Source organism: Micromonospora salmantinae, assembly GCF_022230905.1.
Classification (GTDB): Bacteria; Actinomycetota; Actinomycetes; order Mycobacteriales; family Micromonosporaceae; genus Micromonospora; species Micromonospora salmantinae.
This window is the reverse complement of sequence record NZ_JAKKFG010000042.1, coordinates 317,173-334,469: the sequence shown is the minus strand read 5'-3', so window position 1 is coordinate 334,469 and position 17,297 is coordinate 317,173. Positions and strand designations below refer to the sequence as shown.

16 protein-coding genes are annotated in these 17,297 nt (G+C 71.8%); 7 read left to right on the top strand and 9 right to left on the bottom strand.

Annotated elements, in window-relative coordinates; all coding sequences use genetic code 11:
- Positions 1 to 10 precede the first annotated feature (10 nt).
- Positions 11 to 1,636, bottom strand: coding sequence for a glycosyl hydrolase family 18 protein (locus PSH03_RS25420; RefSeq protein ID WP_238690611.1), 1,626 nt, complete (start codon positions 1,634 to 1,636; stop codon positions 11 to 13).
- A gap of 167 nt (positions 1,637 to 1,803) precedes the next feature.
- On the opposite strand from PSH03_RS25420, the gene PSH03_RS25415 reads away from it, so the two are divergent.
- Together PSH03_RS25415 and PSH03_RS25410 are read left to right on the top strand one after the other, a co-directional pair.
- On the top strand, positions 1,804 to 2,295 hold the full coding sequence (locus PSH03_RS25415) for a glutathione peroxidase (RefSeq protein ID WP_238690610.1): 492 nt from the start codon (positions 1,804 to 1,806) through the stop codon (positions 2,293 to 2,295).
- A 331-nt stretch (positions 2,296 to 2,626) separates the two neighbouring features.
- Positions 2,627 to 3,301, top strand: a complete 675-nt coding sequence (locus tag PSH03_RS25410; RefSeq protein ID WP_238690609.1) for an NADPH-dependent F420 reductase — start codon at positions 2,627 to 2,629, stop codon at positions 3,299 to 3,301.
- Between the two features lie 32 nt (positions 3,302 to 3,333).
- Here PSH03_RS25410 and PSH03_RS25405 read toward each other — a convergent pair whose 3' ends face one another.
- Positions 3,334 to 4,935: a glycosyltransferase 87 family protein gene (locus PSH03_RS25405; RefSeq protein ID WP_238690608.1), complete on the bottom strand. Its 1,602-nt coding sequence runs from the start codon at positions 4,933 to 4,935 to the stop codon at positions 3,334 to 3,336.
- A gap of 184 nt (positions 4,936 to 5,119) precedes the next feature.
- On the opposite strand from PSH03_RS25405, the gene PSH03_RS25400 reads away from it, so the two are divergent.
- A complete protein-coding gene (locus tag PSH03_RS25400; protein WP_210784639.1) occupies positions 5,120 to 5,989 on the top strand; it encodes a DUF4397 domain-containing protein in 870 nt (289 codons plus the stop codon).
- Entirely contained in the window at positions 5,986 to 6,669 is a 684-nt protein-coding gene (locus tag PSH03_RS25395) for a class F sortase (protein ID WP_238690607.1), read from the top strand. The genes PSH03_RS25400 and PSH03_RS25395 overlap by 4 nt, the downstream gene beginning before the upstream one ends.
- A 1-nt stretch (position 6,670) precedes the next feature.
- Here the strand turns inward: PSH03_RS25395 and PSH03_RS25390 are convergent, their stop codons facing one another.
- The 5 genes from PSH03_RS25390 to PSH03_RS25370 all read right to left on the bottom strand — a co-directional run bounded on the left by PSH03_RS25390 (position 6,671) and on the right by PSH03_RS25370 (position 10,230).
- Positions 6,671 to 7,021 (bottom strand): DUF2203 domain-containing protein, encoded by a 351-nt coding sequence (locus tag PSH03_RS25390; RefSeq protein ID WP_238690606.1) that lies wholly within the window; start codon positions 7,019 to 7,021, stop codon positions 6,671 to 6,673.
- A gap of 46 nt (positions 7,022 to 7,067) precedes the next feature.
- Complete coding sequence (gene proC / locus PSH03_RS25385; protein ID WP_091407583.1) at positions 7,068 to 7,886, bottom strand: pyrroline-5-carboxylate reductase; 819 nt, start codon at positions 7,884 to 7,886, stop codon at positions 7,068 to 7,070.
- A gap of 73 nt (positions 7,887 to 7,959) precedes the next feature.
- Positions 7,960 to 8,988: a 6-phosphofructokinase gene (locus PSH03_RS25380; protein ID WP_091408060.1), complete on the bottom strand. Its 1,029-nt coding sequence runs from the start codon at positions 8,986 to 8,988 to the stop codon at positions 7,960 to 7,962.
- Positions 8,989 to 9,150: 162 nt separating this feature from the next.
- Positions 9,151 to 9,654 (bottom strand): pyridoxamine 5'-phosphate oxidase family protein, encoded by a 504-nt coding sequence (locus PSH03_RS25375; protein WP_210785068.1) that lies wholly within the window; start codon positions 9,652 to 9,654, stop codon positions 9,151 to 9,153.
- 78 nt (positions 9,655 to 9,732) lie between these two features.
- Entirely contained in the window at positions 9,733 to 10,230 is a 498-nt protein-coding gene (locus PSH03_RS25370) for a polyadenylate-specific 3'-exoribonuclease AS (RefSeq protein ID WP_112582786.1), read from the bottom strand.
- Between the two features lie 269 nt (positions 10,231 to 10,499).
- Here PSH03_RS25370 and PSH03_RS25365 point away from each other — a divergent pair, with 269 nt between their 5' ends.
- Positions 10,500 to 11,192, top strand: coding sequence for a Crp/Fnr family transcriptional regulator (locus PSH03_RS25365; protein WP_091407574.1), 693 nt, complete (start codon positions 10,500 to 10,502; stop codon positions 11,190 to 11,192).
- Between the two features lie 181 nt (positions 11,193 to 11,373).
- On the opposite strand, the gene PSH03_RS25360 is transcribed toward PSH03_RS25365, so the two are convergent.
- Positions 11,374 to 11,631, bottom strand: a complete 258-nt coding sequence (locus PSH03_RS25360; RefSeq protein WP_084597913.1) for a hypothetical protein — start codon at positions 11,629 to 11,631, stop codon at positions 11,374 to 11,376.
- A 131-nt stretch (positions 11,632 to 11,762) separates the two neighbouring features.
- On the opposite strand from PSH03_RS25360, the gene PSH03_RS25355 reads away from it, so the two are divergent.
- Positions 11,763 to 15,260, top strand: coding sequence for an AAA family ATPase (locus PSH03_RS25355; protein ID WP_247669747.1), 3,498 nt, complete (start codon positions 11,763 to 11,765; stop codon positions 15,258 to 15,260).
- Between the two features lie 28 nt (positions 15,261 to 15,288).
- On the opposite strand, the gene PSH03_RS25350 is transcribed toward PSH03_RS25355, so the two are convergent.
- A complete protein-coding gene (locus tag PSH03_RS25350; RefSeq protein WP_210785069.1) occupies positions 15,289 to 15,981 on the bottom strand; it encodes a lysophospholipid acyltransferase family protein in 693 nt (230 codons plus the stop codon).
- 327 nt (positions 15,982 to 16,308) lie between these two features.
- Between PSH03_RS25350 and PSH03_RS25345 the strand changes: the two genes are divergently transcribed.
- Positions 16,309 to 17,160, top strand: coding sequence for a DUF308 domain-containing protein (locus tag PSH03_RS25345; protein ID WP_210785070.1), 852 nt, complete (start codon positions 16,309 to 16,311; stop codon positions 17,158 to 17,160).
- Positions 17,161 to 17,297: the final 137 nt, after the last annotated feature.

The following is a 17,297-nucleotide window of genomic DNA, read 5'->3' as shown; positions in this document are numbered from 1 at the left end:
GGCCCTCGGCTCAGCCGAGACCGCCCTTGATGGCGCCGATGAGCTCGCCGTTGCTCGTGTCACCGGAGAGCTCCCAGAAGAACGCGCCACCGAGGCCCTGGTTGTTCGCGTACGTCATCTTGCCGTTGATGGTCGACGGGGTGTCGTAGCTCCACCAGTTGCTGCCGCACTTGGCGTACGCGGTGCCGGCGATGGTGCCGGTGGCCGGGCAGGTGTTCTTGAGGACCTTGTAGTCCTCGATGCCGGCCTCGTAGGTGCCCGGCGCCGCGCCGGTGGCGCTGCCACCCGGAGCGGCCTGGGTGACACCGGTCCAGCCCCGACCGTAGAACCCGATGCCGAGCAGCAGCTTGTTGGCCGGGACGCCCTTGCTCTTGAGCTTCTGGATCGCCGCGTCGGAGTTGAAGCCCTGCTGCGGGATGCCGGTGTACGAGGTGAGCGGTGAGTGCGGCGCCGTCGGACCCTGGGCGGCGAACGCGCCGAAGTAGTCGTACGTCATCGGCATCAGCCAGTTGAGGTTGCCGATGGCGCCGGCGTAGTCGGTGGCGTCGATCTTGCCGCCGTTGCTGCCGTCCGCGGTGATGGCGGCGGTGACCAGGGCACTGGACCCGAACTTCGACCGCAGGGCGCTGATCACGTTCTTGAACGCGTTCGGGCCGCTGCTGTCACAGCTCAGACCGCAGGCGTTGGGGTACTCCCAGTCGACGTCGATGCCGTCGAAGACGTCCGCCCAGCGCGGGTCCTCGACCAGGTTGTAGCAGCTCTCGGCGAACGCGGCCGGGTTCTGCGCGGCCTGGGTGAAGCCACCGGACCAGGTCCAGCCACCGAACGACCAGATCACCTTGAGGTGCGGGTTCAGCTGCTTGAGCTTGCGCAGCTGGTTGAAGCTGCCGCGCAGCGGCTGGTCCCACGTGTCCGCGACGCCGTCCACGCTCTCCGCCGCGGTGTACGCCTTCTCGTAGTCGGCGTAGCTGTCACCGATGGCGCAACGGCCACCGGTGGTGTTGCCGAAGGCGTACAGGATGTGGGTCAGCTTGGCGGCCGAGCCGCTGGTCTGGATGTTCTTGACGTGGTAGTTGCGCCCGTAGACGCCCCACTCGGCGAAGTAACCGACGATCTTCTTGCCGCCCGGGTTCGGCGGGTTGGTGGTCGGCGGTGGCGTGGTGGGCGGCGGGGTGGTGGGCGGCGTCGTCGTCGGTGGGGTGGTGGTCGGCGGAGTGGTGGTCGGCGGGGTCGTCCCGCCGCCGCACGCGGCACCGTTGATGGTGCAGTTCAGCGGTGCCTTGTAGGCGCCGCTGCCGTTGTAGCCCCAGCTGAACGAGGCGCCGGGGGCGATGCCGCCGGCCCAGCTCTTCTTGACCGCGACGTAGTGGTTGCCGCTGCTGGTGACGTCGGCGTCCCACGCGCTGCTGATGGTGGTGCCCGACGGCAGGTCGAACTCGATGCGCCAGGTGCTGACAGTGGCGCTGGAGCCGTTGGTGACGGTCACCCTCGTCTCGTGACCGGTCCCCCAGTCCTGCGCCTTGGTGAAGGTGGTGGTGACCGTGCCGGCGCCGAACGCGGTGGTCACCGGCACCGCTGCGACGGTCACGGCGACCACGGCACCGGCCCAGAGGGCCCGGCGGAGCGATCTTTTCATGAGGCGTCTCCCGAACTGTTAGGAAACTTTCCAAAAGCGATGGTGAGACGGTACTCACGCTGTCATCAGTTCGTCAAGATGCGCATGTTTCGATTTCTCCTGGTGCACGGAGTGCGTACGCTGCGCCCACCCCGGGTCGACACCCGGCCGGCGCGTAGCCTCGGCCCATGACCGTCTTCGACATCCCGATCGACGCCCTCAACGGCGGCCCCGCCGACCTGGCCCGGCACCGCGGCAAGGCGTTGCTGGTCGTCAACGTGGCCTCCCACTGCGGCCTCACCCCGCAGTACGCCGGCCTCCAGACGCTCGCCGACTCCTACGCCGACCAGGGCCTCGTGGTGCTCGGCGTGCCGTGCAACCAGTTCGCCGGGCAGGAGCCGGGCAGCGCCGCCGAGATCAGCGACTTCTGCCAGGTCAACTACGGGGTCACCTTTCCGCTGACCGAGAAGGTCGACGTCAACGGCCCCGACCGGCACCCGCTCTACGCCGCGCTCGTGGACACCCCGGACGCCGACGGGCACACCGGTGACGTGCGCTGGAACTTCGAGAAGTTCCTGGTGGCCCCGGACGGCTCGGTCGCCGCCCGCTTCGCCCCCACTGTCGCGCCCGACTCCGACGACCTGCGCTCAGCCATCGAGAAGGCCCTCCCCACCCCCTGACACCCCGGGGCGCTGCACAGCGTCGCCTCGATCACGCTCGAAGTTCTCGGATGCCACTACATCCCGGATCCAGCGCGATCCTGCCTGGTCGACGCCGCACGGCAGCCGGCACGAACCGCTCGTCACCGGAGAGTGGCACCTCCCGGGAGAGCCGGTCGGCGACCAACGTGGGCAGTACGTTGTGCAGGACGAACTCACGGCGCCACCCAGGCGCCCGCCGTGGACGGCGAAGGTCGCGAGCAGCCTGAGCAGTCGCCCGGCGGCGGACAGAGCGAAAAAACCACCAGGCAGATGGGGAACGCGTCGTGGGTGGACGGAGTTGGGAACGAGCATGACAACTGTGGGACTGATCGGCAGTGGCAACATCGGCGGCACCGTGGCCCGGCTGGCCGTCGACGCCGGCTACGACGTGGTGCTGAGCAACTCGCGGGGCCCGGAGACCCTCACCGACCTGGTGGAGACCCTGGGCGAGCACGCCAGCGCCGGCACCACGCGGGACGCGGCGCAGGTCGGTGACCTGGTGGTGGTCAGCGTGCCGCTGAAGGCGTACCGCGCGGTGCCAGTGGAACCGCTGGCCGGCAAGGTCGTCATCGACACCAACAACTACTACCCGCAGCGCGATGGCACCTTCCCGGAGCTGGACTCCGGCGAGACCACCAGCAGCGAGTTGCTCCAGCGCCACCTGCCGGACTCGCGGGTGGTCAAGGTCTTCAACAACATCAACTTCAAGGGCCTGGCCGCCCTCCCCCGGCCAACCGGTGCGGCCGACCGCAGCGCCCTCGCGATCGCCGGTGACGACGCCGCCGCGAAGGCCGAGGTGACCGCCTTCCTGGACCGGATCGGCTACGACGCGGTGGACGTCGGCCCACTGGCCGAGGGGTGGCGCTACCAGCCGGACACCCCGGCGTACGGCACGCTCTACTCCGCGAGCCCGACCGACTGGGAGCACCCGGCCCCAGGCGATGCCGCGAAGCTGCGCGCCGCCCTGGCCGCCGCCACCCGCTGAGCAAAGCCGGCCGCCGCCCTGCCGGCGATCACCTACCGGGTGGTCGTGCGGAGGGCGGCGGCGAGCTCGTCGTCGTAGCTGGCGATCGGCTGCCCATCCGCCGCGTACGCGACGAGCCGACCGTGGGCCATCGTCGCCGACCGGAACGAGAAGGTACGCGAACCCGGGTACGCGGCGAGCAGCGGAATGGCCCGGGGTGCTCCACCCGGCGCGGAGTAGTACTCCAGGCGGCTGACCTGCGGGGAGACCACGCCGTTGACCCGGACCTTGGTCTTCTCGGCGCGGGTGCCGAAGGTGACCGGCACCTCGGTGGCGTAGGCGGCGCATTCGGCCGGACCACGGCAGACGAAGAAGTATCGCGGGTTGACCACGTCGTCGAGGGTGTACGCCTTGAAGGTGGGGTCCGCTCCGGCCGGCAGCGGCTGCACGGCGAAGAACGCGACCGCCACCGTGGCAGTGACGCCCACCCGCAGCCAGGCACGGCCGGCGGCCGGTCGTCTGCTCGTGCGCTGGGCGGCGACGGCGACACCGCCGAAGCCGACCAGGCACAGGAGGCACACCCCGACGGCACGGGCGTTCTCGAAGAGGAACTGCACCCCCGGCCGCGTCGAGATCGGGCTGAGCGCCGCGCCCAACGAGACGACCATGGCGGCGAGCAGCGCCGCGCCGGCGACCCGCTGGGTAATGCCGGAGGCGCCGATCAGCAGCATCGCGGCGAGCACCGGCCACACCTGGTGGTGGGTCCAGGAAACCGGGGACGCGGCCACTGTGGCGCAGCCGACGAGCACGGCGGCGTGCCCGGGGCAGCCCTGCCGCGTCAACTGCCGGGCCCGCAGCAGCGCCGCCACGCAGATCAGTGCCACCATGGCGGCCCAGAGCACTGGCAGCGCCGTCTCGTCGACGCCGACGCGCAGCAACATTCCGTGCAGGGACTGGTTGCCCAACGAGGACAGATTGCCGATGCGCGAGGTCTGCCGCACGGTCTCGGTCCAGTAGGACCAACTCTCCCGGGGCAGCACGATCGCGGCGAGCCCCGCGCAGGCCACGAACGCGGCCGCCGACCGACCGGCGTCACGGTAGCGCCCGACGGCGAGGAAGTAGACCACGAACAGCAGTGGGGTGAGCTTGATCGCCGCGGCCACCCCGACCAGCGTCCCGCGCAGTCGGGGTGGGACGACGCCCAGCCCGTCGAGCAGCGCCATCAACACGATGAAGATGCTGACCTGCCCGAAGCGTAGGTTGCTCTGCACCGGCGCGGAGAGCATCAGCACGGTGGCCGCCAGCGCCACGACGAGCGGACGCCGGGAACGTCGGGTAGTCAGCGCGACACCCACCGACCCGGCGATGGCGACGACCGCCGCGCACGTCGCGACCAGCCAGATCCCCTGGAGTACGCCCTCGCTGACGGCGGTGATCGGCCACAGCACGAGAGCGGCGAACGGCGGATAGGTGAACGGACCGCCGTTCTCCGCCACATACCCGTACAGCGGCTTGCCGGCGTGCAGGTCGGACAGCGCACCGTGGTAGATGTGCAGGTCGGAGAGACGATCCGGACGGCGCAGAACGAGCACACAGGACACCAGCGCGACGACGACGAAGGCCGCCCACGCCAGCGCCACCCGGCGATCCCGCATCGCCCGAGAATAGGCGACCGTCCTGGTCCGCGTCGGCCCCGTAACGGCAGACGCGGGCTCCCTTTGCGATCGGTAGTGACAGCCGACGAAAACATCGCTGTGGCAACTTGCGCCGCAGTCCTGTTCACGGGACCCTGTTTCTCTGGGTTGCCGCCCGCTCACCGAACGTGCCCCCGGAGGCGACATGCACACGCTCCGTACCGTGCCCCGCCGGCTGTTGGCCGGTTCCGGCGCGCTCCTGCTCGGCACCGCCCTCGCCACCGCCGCCATTCCGATTCCGGCGAACGCCGCGACCGGCGCGGACACCGTCGGATACGTCCGGCTCGCGCACCTCTCCCCGGACACCCCGGCTGTGGACGTCTACCTTGCCGCGCCAGGCGCGGCGAAGCCGCAGGTCTTCCCCGGCGTCGGTTACGGCGTGGTCTCCGACTACCTCGAACTCGCGCCGGGCCGCTACGCCGTGGCCATGCGCGAGGCCGGCGCCCCCGCCAGCGACCCCCCGGTACTGACCACCGAGGTCGCGGTGACCAGCGGGGACGCCTTCACGGTGGCCGGTGTCGGCCGGCACGCCGACCTCGGACTGCGGGTGCTCAACGACGATCTCAGCGCCCCCACCGACGGCCGCGCCAAGGTGCGGGTCGTACAGGCGTCGGTGCGGACCCCGGTGCTCGACGTGGCCGCCGCCGACGGCCCGATGATCGCCGACGGGGTGCAGTTCGCCACGACGACCGACTACCAGCAGGTCGAGCCGGGCAGTTGGCGGCTGAAACTGACGGGTGCCGGCGGGCCGAGCACCGAAGCCGAGGTGCGGCTCACCGGCGGCGCGGTCTACTCGTTGCTGGTGCTCGACGCGAAACAGGGCGGGCTCACCGCCGAGCTGCGCCGCGACGCCGAGGGCGGCACCGTCGTACCGGCCGGCGGGGTGGACACCGGCGCCGGAGGCACCGCCGGGGCCGGGCTCGACGCGTACCCCCTGGTGGCCGGCGGTCTGGCCGCGGCGGCCGGCGCGGTGGCCCTGCTGCTCTGGCGTCGGCGGCGACGCACCACCTGGTGAGCGCCGGGCCGGACCCGTCGATCCGGCGGCACCGTGAGCGCCGGATACCGCTGGCCGCGCTGATCGCGGCCAGCGCGGCGGTCTGCCTGGCCGCCGGCACCGGCGTCGGGCTGGGGCTGGCCACCACCGGCCCGCCACCGCCGGTGGCGAGCTGGCACCCCGGCTGCGGCGAGGACTGCCCGTCGGTGGCCGCCGCGCCCACGCCACACGGTCCACCCACGCGGGTACGCGTACCGCGCATCGACGTCGACTCACCGCTCACCGTGCTGGGCCTGGACCGCGCCGGCGTGCTGATTCCGCCGAGCGACTTCCACACCGCCGGCTGGTACGGCGGCGGCCCGGCCCCTGGCGACACCGGCCCGGCCGTACTCGCCGGGCACCTGGACTCACGACGCGGCCCGGCGGTCTTCGCCCGGCTCGGCGAGCTACGGCCCGGCGACCTGGTGGAGGTGTGGCGCGGCGGGCAGCGGTTGCCCTTCCGGGTGACCGGGTCGCTGCGTACCCGCAAGGACCAGTTTCCGACTGCCGTGGTCTATGGCCCGACACCCGGGGCGGAGCTGCGCCTGGTCACCTGCGGGGGTGACTTCGACCGGCGGCAGGGCCACTACGTCGACAACGTGGTGGTGTTCGCGGTGACCGAGGCCCCCGACCCGGTCCTGCCGACGTCCGCCGCGGGCTGAGTCAGAGGGGGCGGCGGCCGGCGAAGCCGCACTCGGCCCGGTGGTACCAGCGCACGTCGGAGTCGCCCTCCAGCCAGCACCAGAGCACGGCACGGCCGGCCCGCTCGCCGGGAAAGTCGAGCAGCACCGGGGCGATGCCCTTGACCTGGATGTCGTGCTGGTGCAGCTCGTCGACGACGGCGTGCAGCCGAGCTTCCAGCGCCTTGACCTCGGCCAGCCCGCCGAGCGCGCTCACGCCGTGGTCGGTCAGGTCGGCGCGCAACTCGGCCAGGTCGGCCCGGACCCGGATCAACTCGTCGACGCGCGGCTGCAGGGTGGCCACCAGGTGCCGGGCCTGGGCAAGTGTGAACACCGAGCCAGTATGCGGCACACCCGGTCCGGCGACGCGCCCCGACCGCTCAGTCGGCCTGTGCCGCCAGCTCGCGGGCGCGATCCCGGGCGGCCTCCAGCGCGGCGAGCAGCGCCGCGCGTACGCCGTGCTTCTCCAGCTCACGAATGGCGGAGATGGTGGTGCCGGCCGGCGAGGTGACCGCCTCGCGCAGCTTGACCGGGTGCTCGCCGGAGTCGCGCAGCATCACCGCCGACCCGATCGCGGTCTGCACGATCAACTCGTGCGCCACCTGACGGGGCAGCCCGAGCAGGATCCCCGCGTCGATCATGGCTTCGACCAGCAGGTAGAAGTAGGCCGGGCCGGAGCCGGAGAGCGCGGTGACCGCGTCCTGCTGCGATTCGGGCACCCGGATCGTCTGGCCGAGCGGCTTGAACATCTCCTCGGCCAGCGTGAGGTGCGCCCCGGTGGCGTGCGCGCCGGCGGAGATCGCGGTCATCGCCTCGTCGACCAGCGCCGGGGTGTTGGTCATCACCCGCACCACGGGGGTGCCCTCGGGCAACCGGCGGCTGAAGAAGCTGGTGGGCAGACCTGCGCAGAGCGAGATGACGAGCTTGTCGGCCGGCACCTTGGGGCCGATCTCGTCGAGGAGCGCGGCGGCGTCCTGCGGCTTGACCGAGACCGCGAGCACCGCGGCCTCGTCCACAGCGGTCAGGTTGTCGACCACCCGTACGCCGTACCGAGCGGTCAACTCCTCGGCGCGAGCGGGTCGGCGGGCGGTGGCCAGCAGCCGGTCCACCGGCCATCCCGAGCGCAGCAGCCCGGAGAGCATCAGCTCACCGATCTTGCCCGCGCCGATCACCGCGACCGTGTGCACTCCGGCTGACATGTCGGCCCGTACCCCCCTCGCCTTGGGTCGCGGCGCGGCGGACCCGCAGGCCCGCCGCGCCGCCGACGATCGATCAGCTGCCGAAGAAGACCTCGGCCTCGGCGTACCGCTCCAGCGGCACGGTCTTCAGCTCGCGGGTGGCCTCGGCGAGGGGCACCCGGACGATGTCGGTGCTCTGCATCGCGACCATCTTGCCCCAGTCGCCGTCGTTGACGGCGTCGATGGCCTGCAGGCCCAGGCGGGTGGCGAGCACCCGGTCGAAGGCGGTCGGGGTGCCACCGCGCTGGATGTGGCCCAGCACCACGGTGCGGGCCTCCTTGCCGGTCTTGGCCTCCAACTGCTCGGCGAGCCACTGGCCGATGCCGCCGAGGCGGACGTGGCCGAACGAGTCGAGCTCCTGGTTGGCGAGGACCATCTGGCCGTCGAGCGGCTGGGCGCCCTCGGCGACCACGACGATCGGGGCGTACTGGTGCTGGAAGCGCTTCTCGACGTAGCCGGCCACCTGGTCGACGTCGAACTGACGCTCGGGCAGCAGGATCACGTTGGCGCCGCCGGCCAGGCCGGCGTGCAGGGCGATCCAGCCGGCGTGCCGGCCCATCACCTCGACGACCAGGGTGCGGTGGTGGCTCTCCGCTGTGGTGTGCAGCCGGTCGATGGCCTCCATCGCGATGTTGACCGCGGTGTCGAAGCCGAAGGTGTAGTCGGTGGCGCCGAGGTCGTTGTCGATCGTCTTCGGCACGCCGACGACGTGCACGCCCAGCTCGTAGAGCTTGGTGGCAACGCCGAGGGTGTCCTCGCCGCCGATCGCGATCAGCGCGTCCACGCCCTGGGCGGCGAGGTTGTCCTTGATCCGCTCGACGCCGTTCTCGATCTTGAACGGGTTGGTCCGGGACGAGCCGAGGATGGTGCCGCCGCGGGGCAGGATGCCGCGGACGTCGGCGATGTCCAGCGGCCGGGACAGGCCCTCGAGCGGGCCCTTCCAGCCGTCCCGGAAACCCACGAACTCGTGACCGTAAGTGGCGACGCCCTTGCGGACCACCGCCCGGATGACCGCGTTGAGACCGGGGCAGTCGCCGCCGCCGGTGAGCACGCCGATACGCATGATCCGCTCATCCTCCTGGAGCATCAGGTAAAGCCCGATATGCCCCAGGGTATGTGTCAGGTCAGACCATCGGCGCCGTTGCCGGCCCGGGGCGGGCCGTCACTGCGAACTGTAGTCGGCCCGCCAGTACGACGACAGCGCGCCCCGGGCACCCACCCCCGGTCAGTAGGTCACCTCGTGGTTCTCGCCGGCCTTCGGTGGCCGGCCGGTGACCGCGGCCCTCGCGTAGTCGAGCAGGTTCACCACAGTGCTGTTCGGCGAGTCCCAGTACTCGGCGGAGCTGGCGTGCACCTTGATCAGCGTGAGACCGGACGTGTCCAGCCCGTCGGGGAACCACGCCTTGAGCAGCGGGTTCCACAGCCGCTCGGCCCGGGCCCGGTCGAACCCCTCGGTGGCGGTGCCGGAGATCGACACCCACGCGTTGTGCTTCTGGTCGGAGAAAGCGACGTTGACCTCCGGGTTCACCCGGATCTGGCGGACCTTGGCCGAGTCGGCGTAGGCGAAGAACCACAGCTCGCCGTCGAACTCGGCCTCCTGGAGCCCCATCGGTCGACTCACCTGCCGCCCGTCCAGAGCGGTAGTGGTGAGCATGCAGATCCGCGCGGCCCGGGCCAGGCCGGTGACCCGGGCGCGTGCCTCCGCGGCGTTGCTCGGCTGGTCGCTCATGGCAATCTCCCTCGGCTCGGCTGGTCGAACCGATGCCCGGGACAGAACCGGTCAAACCTACGGCGGCGCGGCCACCGCTCAGCGGGCGGTCATCGCCCGCCAGCGGGCCAGATTGTGCCGGGCGTCGACCAGAGCGTCGTGCCGGGCCGCGTCCGCGTCCGGCAGGGGCGGCCGGCCCCGGTCGTCCCAGAGCTGCCGCAGCTCCTTGGTGTAGCGGGGAATCTCCCGGGGCAGCGCCGGCATCGCGCCCCAGAGCTGGGCGAGCACCACGTGGTCGTACGCGGCGAACCAGGCCCACAGCTCCAACTGCTCCCCCGGCCGGTCCCGGATCGGCTCGACCAGGAAGTCGTACAGGTCGTCGCGGATGCGCTCACGCGAGCGCCAGGCCCGGTCCGCCGGGGAGGGCAGCTTGTCCAGCACGTTGCGTCGGACCCAGGGCACGGCGCGGGAGTCGTCGAACTCGGTGGAGACCGCGTAGAACTCGCGGCCGTACTCGTCGACGACACCGATCGAGACGAGGTCGACGGTCGTCCCGTCCTCGATGAACTCGCAGTCGTAGAAATAGCGGTAGACCATTCCGGGCATCCTCGCCCACCGCCGCACGGCCGCGCCCGGCGGGGCCCGTCCGGGCGTCGACCCAGCTCCGGCGACACCTCGTGAACGGCACGTCGCAGCTCGTGACGGTCACGGAAGTGCTTCGAGGGGTGTACAGCAAGCGACCGGACCGTCATGATCTGATGTGTACCGCTACCGGACGCCGAATCGGTGTCAGTTCACCTTGTCGGGGCCCATCAGGTTCGCCCGGTGAGCGAGTTGTGGTCCATGACCGGGGGAGGGGTTGGGCCGTGGAGGTTCGCCTGCCGGAGCCGGGTGACGCGCTCACGGGTGTCGAGATGTTCGCCGGGCTGGAGCCCGAGGTACGGCAGCGTGTCATCGCCGCCGCCGTTCCGCGCACCTACCGCAAGGGCCAACTGCTCTTCGTGGAGAACGACCCCGGCGAGTCCCTGATCGTGCTGCGCCGCGGCGCGGTGGCGGTCTTTCGCACCGCACCCACCGGCGAGCGGGCCGTGCTGTCGGTTATCCGTCCGCCGGACGTGCTCGGTGAGGTCTCCCTGCTCGACGCGTCCACCCGGTCCGCCTCGGCGGAGGCCATCGAGGACTGCGCGGCGCTCGCGCTCTCGCGGGGCGCCTTCATGGAGTTGGTGCACTCCAACCCCCGCATCCTGGACGCGGTGATGCGCTCACTGGGCGGGCTGATCCGCCGGCTCACCGAGCAGAACGCCGACCACGTCTTCCTCGACCTGCCCGGTCGGGTGGCGAAGACGCTGGTGCGGTTGGCCGGCGAAAGCCAGGCACCGATGATCACGATCGAGCTCAACCAGAGTCAGTTGGCCGAGATGGCCGGTGGTTCCCGGCAGAGCGTCAACCAGGCGATCGGCTCGTTCGCCAGCCGTGGCTGGCTGCGCACCGAGGGCCGCCGGATCGTGGTGACCGACGTGGCCGCGCTGCGCCGCCGCGCCGGCATGGCCGACCGCTGACCGACCGGCCCGCCCCGGTTTCGTCGACGGTCGGGCGTCCGATCTGGACGGCCGTCACCCGGCGCCGGCCCACCCGTACCCACGGCTGATGCCGGCCGCCACTGGCAACCGGCATCAACGAACGTGCAGGACAGACGGGTGCGGCCGGTGGACCGATGGCCCGCCGACCGCACCCGGGCGTTCAGTTCTCCGTGCTGTCGGCCGGCGGCGCACCCGGCCCCGGCCCGATCTTCTTCGGATCGGTCGGCTTACCAGCCGTGGACGTGCTCGACGAGGTGGTCGTGGTCTCCCCCGACCCGCCCGACTGACCCTCAGGCTCTTCCACCATGCCCTGCTCCTCCAGTTCGGCGAGAGTGACAGCATCGACGTCGATCGTGTCCCCCGGCGCCCACAGCGTGCCACCCGGATCGGTCCACGAGGCGGACAGTCGTACCTGCACGGCACTCTCCCTGACATGAAACTTCCTGGTACGGAACACTAACCCCGACCGATCGATGCCGTTGCCCGCCCGCACGTCGGGTACCCGACTGGGTCGACCGGCCGCGATACTGACCTCTTTCGCCCACGGAGCTGAACATCGACCTCAAGTGTGGACACTGCGCACGCGCGGCCGGGCCGGACGACCGCTTCTGCGGCGGGTGTGGCCAGCCGCTCGGGGTCAACTGTGCGCACTGCGGGCATGCCAACAGCACCGAGGTCAACTTCTGCACCAGCTGCGGTCAACCGCTGCGGGACCACGCCGTCGCGGTGCAGGAGGATCGGCGTCAGGTCAGCGTGCTCTTCGTCGACATCGTGGACTTCACCAGCTACGCGGAGCGGACCGACCCGGAGCAGGCCCGCAGTCTGCAACAGACCTACTTCGCCACGGTGCGCCGGATCGTGCACCAGTACGGCGGGGTGGTCGAGAAGTACATCGGCGACGCGGCGATGGCGCTGTTCGGCGCGCCGGTGGCCACCGACAACGACGCGTTGCGGTGCGTCCGCGCCGGCCTGGAGCTGCAGCGGAACCTGGCCCGCCAGCCCGCCGGTCCGCAGCCGCCGCTGAGCTTCCGGGTCGGCATCGCGACCGGCGAGGCCCTGGTCGACCTCTCCGCCACCCGCGACGGTGGGCAGGCCTTCGTGACCGGAGACGTGGTCAACACGGCCTCGCGCCTGCAGGGGTTCGCCCCGCCGGGCGGTGTCGTCGTCGACGAGAGCACCTGGTCGGCCACCCGACACGAGATGGAGTACGCCGACCAACCACCGGTCACCCTGCGCGGCCGGTCCGCGGTGAGCCGGATCTGGCTGGCCGTCCAGGTGCGACCACACCGGGACCCGCGCGGCGCCGAGCTGACCCCGATGGTGGATCGGGAACACGAGCGCGGTCTGCTGGTCAACGCGCTGCACCGGATGGTGACCGAGCGGACCTCCCAGTTGGTGACGGTGTTCGGCCCGGCCGGTGTGGGCAAGAGCCGGTTGCTGCGCGAACTGGCCCGGCACGCCGGCAGCGTGCCCGGCCCGCCGATCACCTGGCTCGTCGGGCAGTGCCCGCCGTTCGGCGAGAACGTCACCTGGGCCGCCCTGTCGGACATCGTGAAGACCTGGGTGGGCGTGCCGGAGGTCGACGACCCGGCCGCGCTGCGCGAGCGGCTGCGGTCCCGGCTGGGGCAGCTCGCCGACCCGCACGCGACCCGGTTGGCCGAGGCGCTCGGGCCGCTGATCGGCGTACCGGGCGAACGGCTCACCCCCGGCGAGACCGAGGCCGCCTGGCGGCGGTTCCTGCTCGCCCTGGCGACCACCGGCCCGACCGTGCTGGTCTTCGAGGACATGCACTGGGCCGACCAGGCGATGCTCGCCTTCGTCGAGCAGTTGGGCGCGTCGGCGCGCGGCGTACCGCTGCTGGTCGTCGCTACCGCCCGGCCGGAGCTGCGGGAACGGCACCCGGCCTGGACCGGCACGATCAGTGGCGCGATGTCGATCTCGGTGCCGCCGATGCACGACACCGACATCGACACGCTCTACTCGCTGCTCCTCGGGCAGCTGACGCTGCCGTCCAGCTCGCGTACCCCACTGATCGAGTTCGCCGACGGCAACCCGCTCTACGCCCAGGAGTACGCCCGGATGCTGCTGGACGGCGGCCTGCTCGACGCGGTCGGTTCGGCCGCGCGCCCCGACCTCGACGGTGGCGCGGAGATGCCCCGCACCGTACAGGCGGTCATCGCCAACCGGCTCGACCTGCTGGACCCGGCCGACCGGGCGGTGCTCCAGGCCGCCGCCGTGGTCGGCGTGGTGTTCTGGGCCGCGCCGGTGGCGATGGCGTTGGGACGGCCGGTGGAGTGGGTGGAGCGTGCGCTGGACCGCCTGCAACGTCGCGACCTGGTGTACGAGCAGAGCACGTCGACGATGCCCGGCCAGTCCGAGTACCGGTTCCGGCACATTCTGGTGCGCGACGTCTGCTACCAGCGGCTGCCCAGGGCCGAACGGGTGCTGCGCCACCACCGCACCGCCGACTGGATGGCACAGCTCACCGACGGCCGGCAGTACGACCTGGCCGAGGTGCTGGCCAACCATCGCTGGGCGGCCCACGAGATCGCCCGGACGGTCGGGCTGGACACCGCCCCCTACGCCCCCTCGGCGCGGGCCGCGCTGCACCGGGCGGCCCGCCGCGCGTACGAGCTGCACGCGCTGGACACCGCCGCCGCGCTGGTCGGCCGGGCGCTGGCCCTGGACGTCGGGCCGGACCCGGCGCTGGAGCTGTTCGACGCCGAGCTGGCGTTCTATCGGGACGGTGACGCCTTCCTGGTGGCGGGGGGCACTGACACCCTCACCAGGCTGGCCGACCGGCTCACCACGAGCGGCGACCGGACGGGGGCGGCGCGCGCCTGGACGCTGCTCGCCACCGCCGCCTGGAGTCGGGCCGACCGGTCGGCGACCCTGCACTGCCTGGACCAGGCGATCGGCATCTACAGCGACCTACCGGACAGTCAGGAGAAGGCGGGCGCCCTGCTGGAGCTGGCCCGGGTGCACATGCTCAACGCGGAGACCGAGCCGGCGTGCACGGCGGCGCGGGCGGCAGGGGCCCTCGCCGAGCGGCTCCAGCTGCGCGAGGTCCAAGCCAACGCGCGGATCACCCTGGCCGTGGCGCGCTACCTCGCCGGCTCCGCCGAGGCGTTCCCGGAGCTGGCGGAGGTGACCGAGCACTGCCGGGTGGAGCGGCTGACCAGCCGGCGCCGGGCGGTGCAGAACCTGGCCTGGGCGTTGCAGGAGGAGGGCGACCTGGCCGGCTCGGCCCGGTTGGTCGACGAGCAGCTCACCCTCGACCTGGGCGGCGAGCACAGCCTGGCCACCAGCTTCGCCGACCAGTGGGCGCGGTCGTACTACGCGGGTGACTGGACGGCGGCGCTGGCGATGGCGGCGGAGTCGACCCGACGGCCAACCGCGGAGTGGGATCTGCACATCGTGGCGGTCTCGGGTTGGATGCGGGGGCTGGCCGGAGCCGAGCTGGTCGGCCCCGACCGGCCCGACGAGACCGCGGGGTCGGACGGACCGGGTGGGGATCTGGTCGAGCAGGCGTTGGTCGCGGCGCGGCGCAGCGGATTCCACCGGGTGCTGCGCTCCACCCTGGCGCACGCCGCCCTCTGCCGGGCGGTGCAGGGCCGCCGGGACGAGGCGATGGCGCTGCTCACCGAGCTGGACGAGGACTGGCAACGGACCCGGATGATTCCGTTCGCGGAGTGGGTGCCGGCCGTCGGCCACGTCGCCGGGGTGCTCGGCGCGGACGCGGCCCGGCTGGTCCGGCAGATGCTCGGCCGGGCGCCGCGGACGACACCGTGGGCTCGGGCCGCCGGTCAGGTCGCCGACGCCACGCTGGCCCGGCACGCCGGGGACGCCACGACCGCGGCGAACCTGCTGCGCTCGGCGGCGACGAGCTACGCCCGGATGACCGACGTGACCGACGAGATCATCACGATGGCGCTGGCCATCGGCCCGCTGGCCGAGACCGACCCGTCCGCCGCCGCGGCCACCCGCGCCCGCCTGCACGACTTCGCCACCCGTCACCACGCCCCCGCTCTGCTCCACCTGCCCTGACCGGCGAGCGGGCCGGCCCGGCGGCGGCTCAGGCGGCCAGCGGCGTCGGGACGGGCTGTTTCAGCTTCTGGGCGTAGACGTCCACGTACTCCCGACCGGAGAGCTCCATCAACTCGTACATGATCTCGTCGGTGACCGCGCGCTCGACGAACCGGTCGCCGGCCAGCCCGGCGTAGCGGGAGAAGTCCAGCGGCGCCCCGAACCGGATCCTCACCCGGTCGATCTTGGGAATGAGCTTGCCCGGCGGCTGGATCTCGTCGGCGTTGAGCATCGCCACCGGCACCACCAGCGCGCCGCTCTCCAGGGCGAGCCGGGCCACCCCGGTCTTGCCCCGGTAGAGCCGCCCGTCCGGGGAGCGGGTGCCCTCGGGGTAGATGCCGGCCACTCCCCCGGCCCGTAGCACCTGCAACTGGGTGTCCAGGGCGGCGCGCGCGGCCCGGCCACCGGAGCGGTCCACCGGAATCGTGCCGGTGCCGACGAAGAACATCTTGGTCAGCCAGCCCTTGATCCCCTTGCCGGTGAAGTACTCGGCCTTGGCGACGAAGGTGACCTTCCGGGCGGTGATCAACGGGGTGAAGATCGAGTCGGAGAAGGAGAGGTGGTTGCTCGCCAGGATCACCGGACCGGTCGCCGGCACGTTGCGCAGGCCCTCCACCTGCGGGCGGAAGATCAGCTTGAGCAGCGGACCGAGGATGACGTACTTCAGCAGCCAGTAGAGCACCGGCGTCCTTTCCCGTGGTGTGCCCGCGACAGCGCCAGCCGTCGTCGCCGCCGAGCCTACGAAGCGAGCGCTCTCACCACAACGGACGACGTTCGGGGGGCCGAGGCATAGAGCCGCTTCCGCGATCACCGAGATCGCACTTGTCGCGCAAGAACGGACAAAGAAGCCCCGCCGCGACCTGCGGAAGCAGCCGTGACTTTGGAAGACGCGACACAACGCACTCCCGGAACCATGCCCTGACGTGTCACGATTCAGAGCACGGCGTGCGGACTGGCGCCGAAGGGCAGCGGTGGCCGCGCCGGCAGGCGCGTTAAGGGGGATGTCCGGGTGTCAGCGGGTGGGGCCCGCCGGGGACGGCGGGACAACGGGCTCGACGCGAACGAGTACGCCGTCGTCGGCGACGTCGATCCGCGCGTCGGTGAGCACCTGCTCGACGTGCTGGCCGCCGGCGGGATCGCCGCCTACCTCCAGCCCTCCGCCGACCTCAACCCGGTCACCCGCACCACCACCGTGCCGGCCCGGCCGGTCGACCGGCTCTACGTCGACCGCTCGCACCTGACCACCGCCCGGGACTACCTGACCCAACTCGCCGACGAGACCGCTCCGGAGCAGCCGCCGGCTCGCGACGAACCGGACGTCGACGCCGAGTGGGCGCGGATCGTGGCGGGCTTCCACACCACCTCCACGCCCGGTGACCACCCGTGGCCGGCCTCGGAGGACGTGGACGAACGGGACAGCCGGGACGAGCCGACCTCCGGGCCGCTGACCCGCTCCGGCACCGACGAACCCGGTCCGACCGCCACCGACGTTCGCCGGCTGCCGTCCGCGACGGACATCTCCGGGATCTCCGTGGGGCGCGGCACCCGACCGGACGAGCCGTCGCTGCTGGACGGGCTGGACACCTTCGGCGCCGACCTGCCCGACGACGAGGACGACGAGGGCTACCACCCGCCGCCACCGCCGCCACTGCCGCGGGTCAGCAAGTACGCGGTGATCGGCGTGCTCGGGGTGGTCGTCGGGTTCGTGCTGTTCCTCTTCCCGTGGCTGCTTCCGATCGACCGCTCCGCGGTCACGCTGTTCGGCTTCACCGGCATCCTGGCCGGTTTCGTCACGCTGATCTGGCGGCTGCGTCCCGGCGACGAGGACGAGGACGACCCGGACAACGGCGCCGTCGTCTGACGGTCGGCCCGCATCCCGGGACAGCAGCGCCCCGCCGGGGGCGTAACAGTGGTGTAACTTACTGTCAGTAGGAATACCGCTGTACGTCACTTCCCCCGCTGACTGACCGGTTTTTCCTTGCTCGCGGCGGTCAGTCC

Coding starts and splice junctions, on each gene's coding strand:
- PSH03_RS25420 (WP_238690611.1), bottom strand. CDS start 1,636: ATGAAAAGATCGCTCCGCCGGGCCCTCTGGGCCGGTGCCGTGGTCGCC.
- PSH03_RS25415 (WP_238690610.1), top strand. CDS start 1,804: ATGACCGTCTTCGACATCCCGATCGACGCCCTCAACGGCGGCCCCGCC.
- PSH03_RS25410 (WP_238690609.1), top strand. CDS start 2,627: ATGACAACTGTGGGACTGATCGGCAGTGGCAACATCGGCGGCACCGTG.
- PSH03_RS25405 (WP_238690608.1), bottom strand. CDS start 4,935: ATGCGGGATCGCCGGGTGGCGCTGGCGTGGGCGGCCTTCGTCGTCGTC.
- PSH03_RS25400 (WP_210784639.1), top strand. CDS start 5,120: ATGCACACGCTCCGTACCGTGCCCCGCCGGCTGTTGGCCGGTTCCGGC.
- proC (WP_091407583.1), bottom strand. CDS start 7,886: ATGTCAGCCGGAGTGCACACGGTCGCGGTGATCGGCGCGGGCAAGATC.
- PSH03_RS25380 (WP_091408060.1), bottom strand. CDS start 8,988: ATGCGTATCGGCGTGCTCACCGGCGGCGGCGACTGCCCCGGTCTCAAC.
- PSH03_RS25375 (WP_210785068.1), bottom strand. CDS start 9,654: ATGAGCGACCAGCCGAGCAACGCCGCGGAGGCACGCGCCCGGGTCACC.
- PSH03_RS25370 (WP_112582786.1), bottom strand. CDS start 10,230: ATGGTCTACCGCTATTTCTACGACTGCGAGTTCATCGAGGACGGGACG.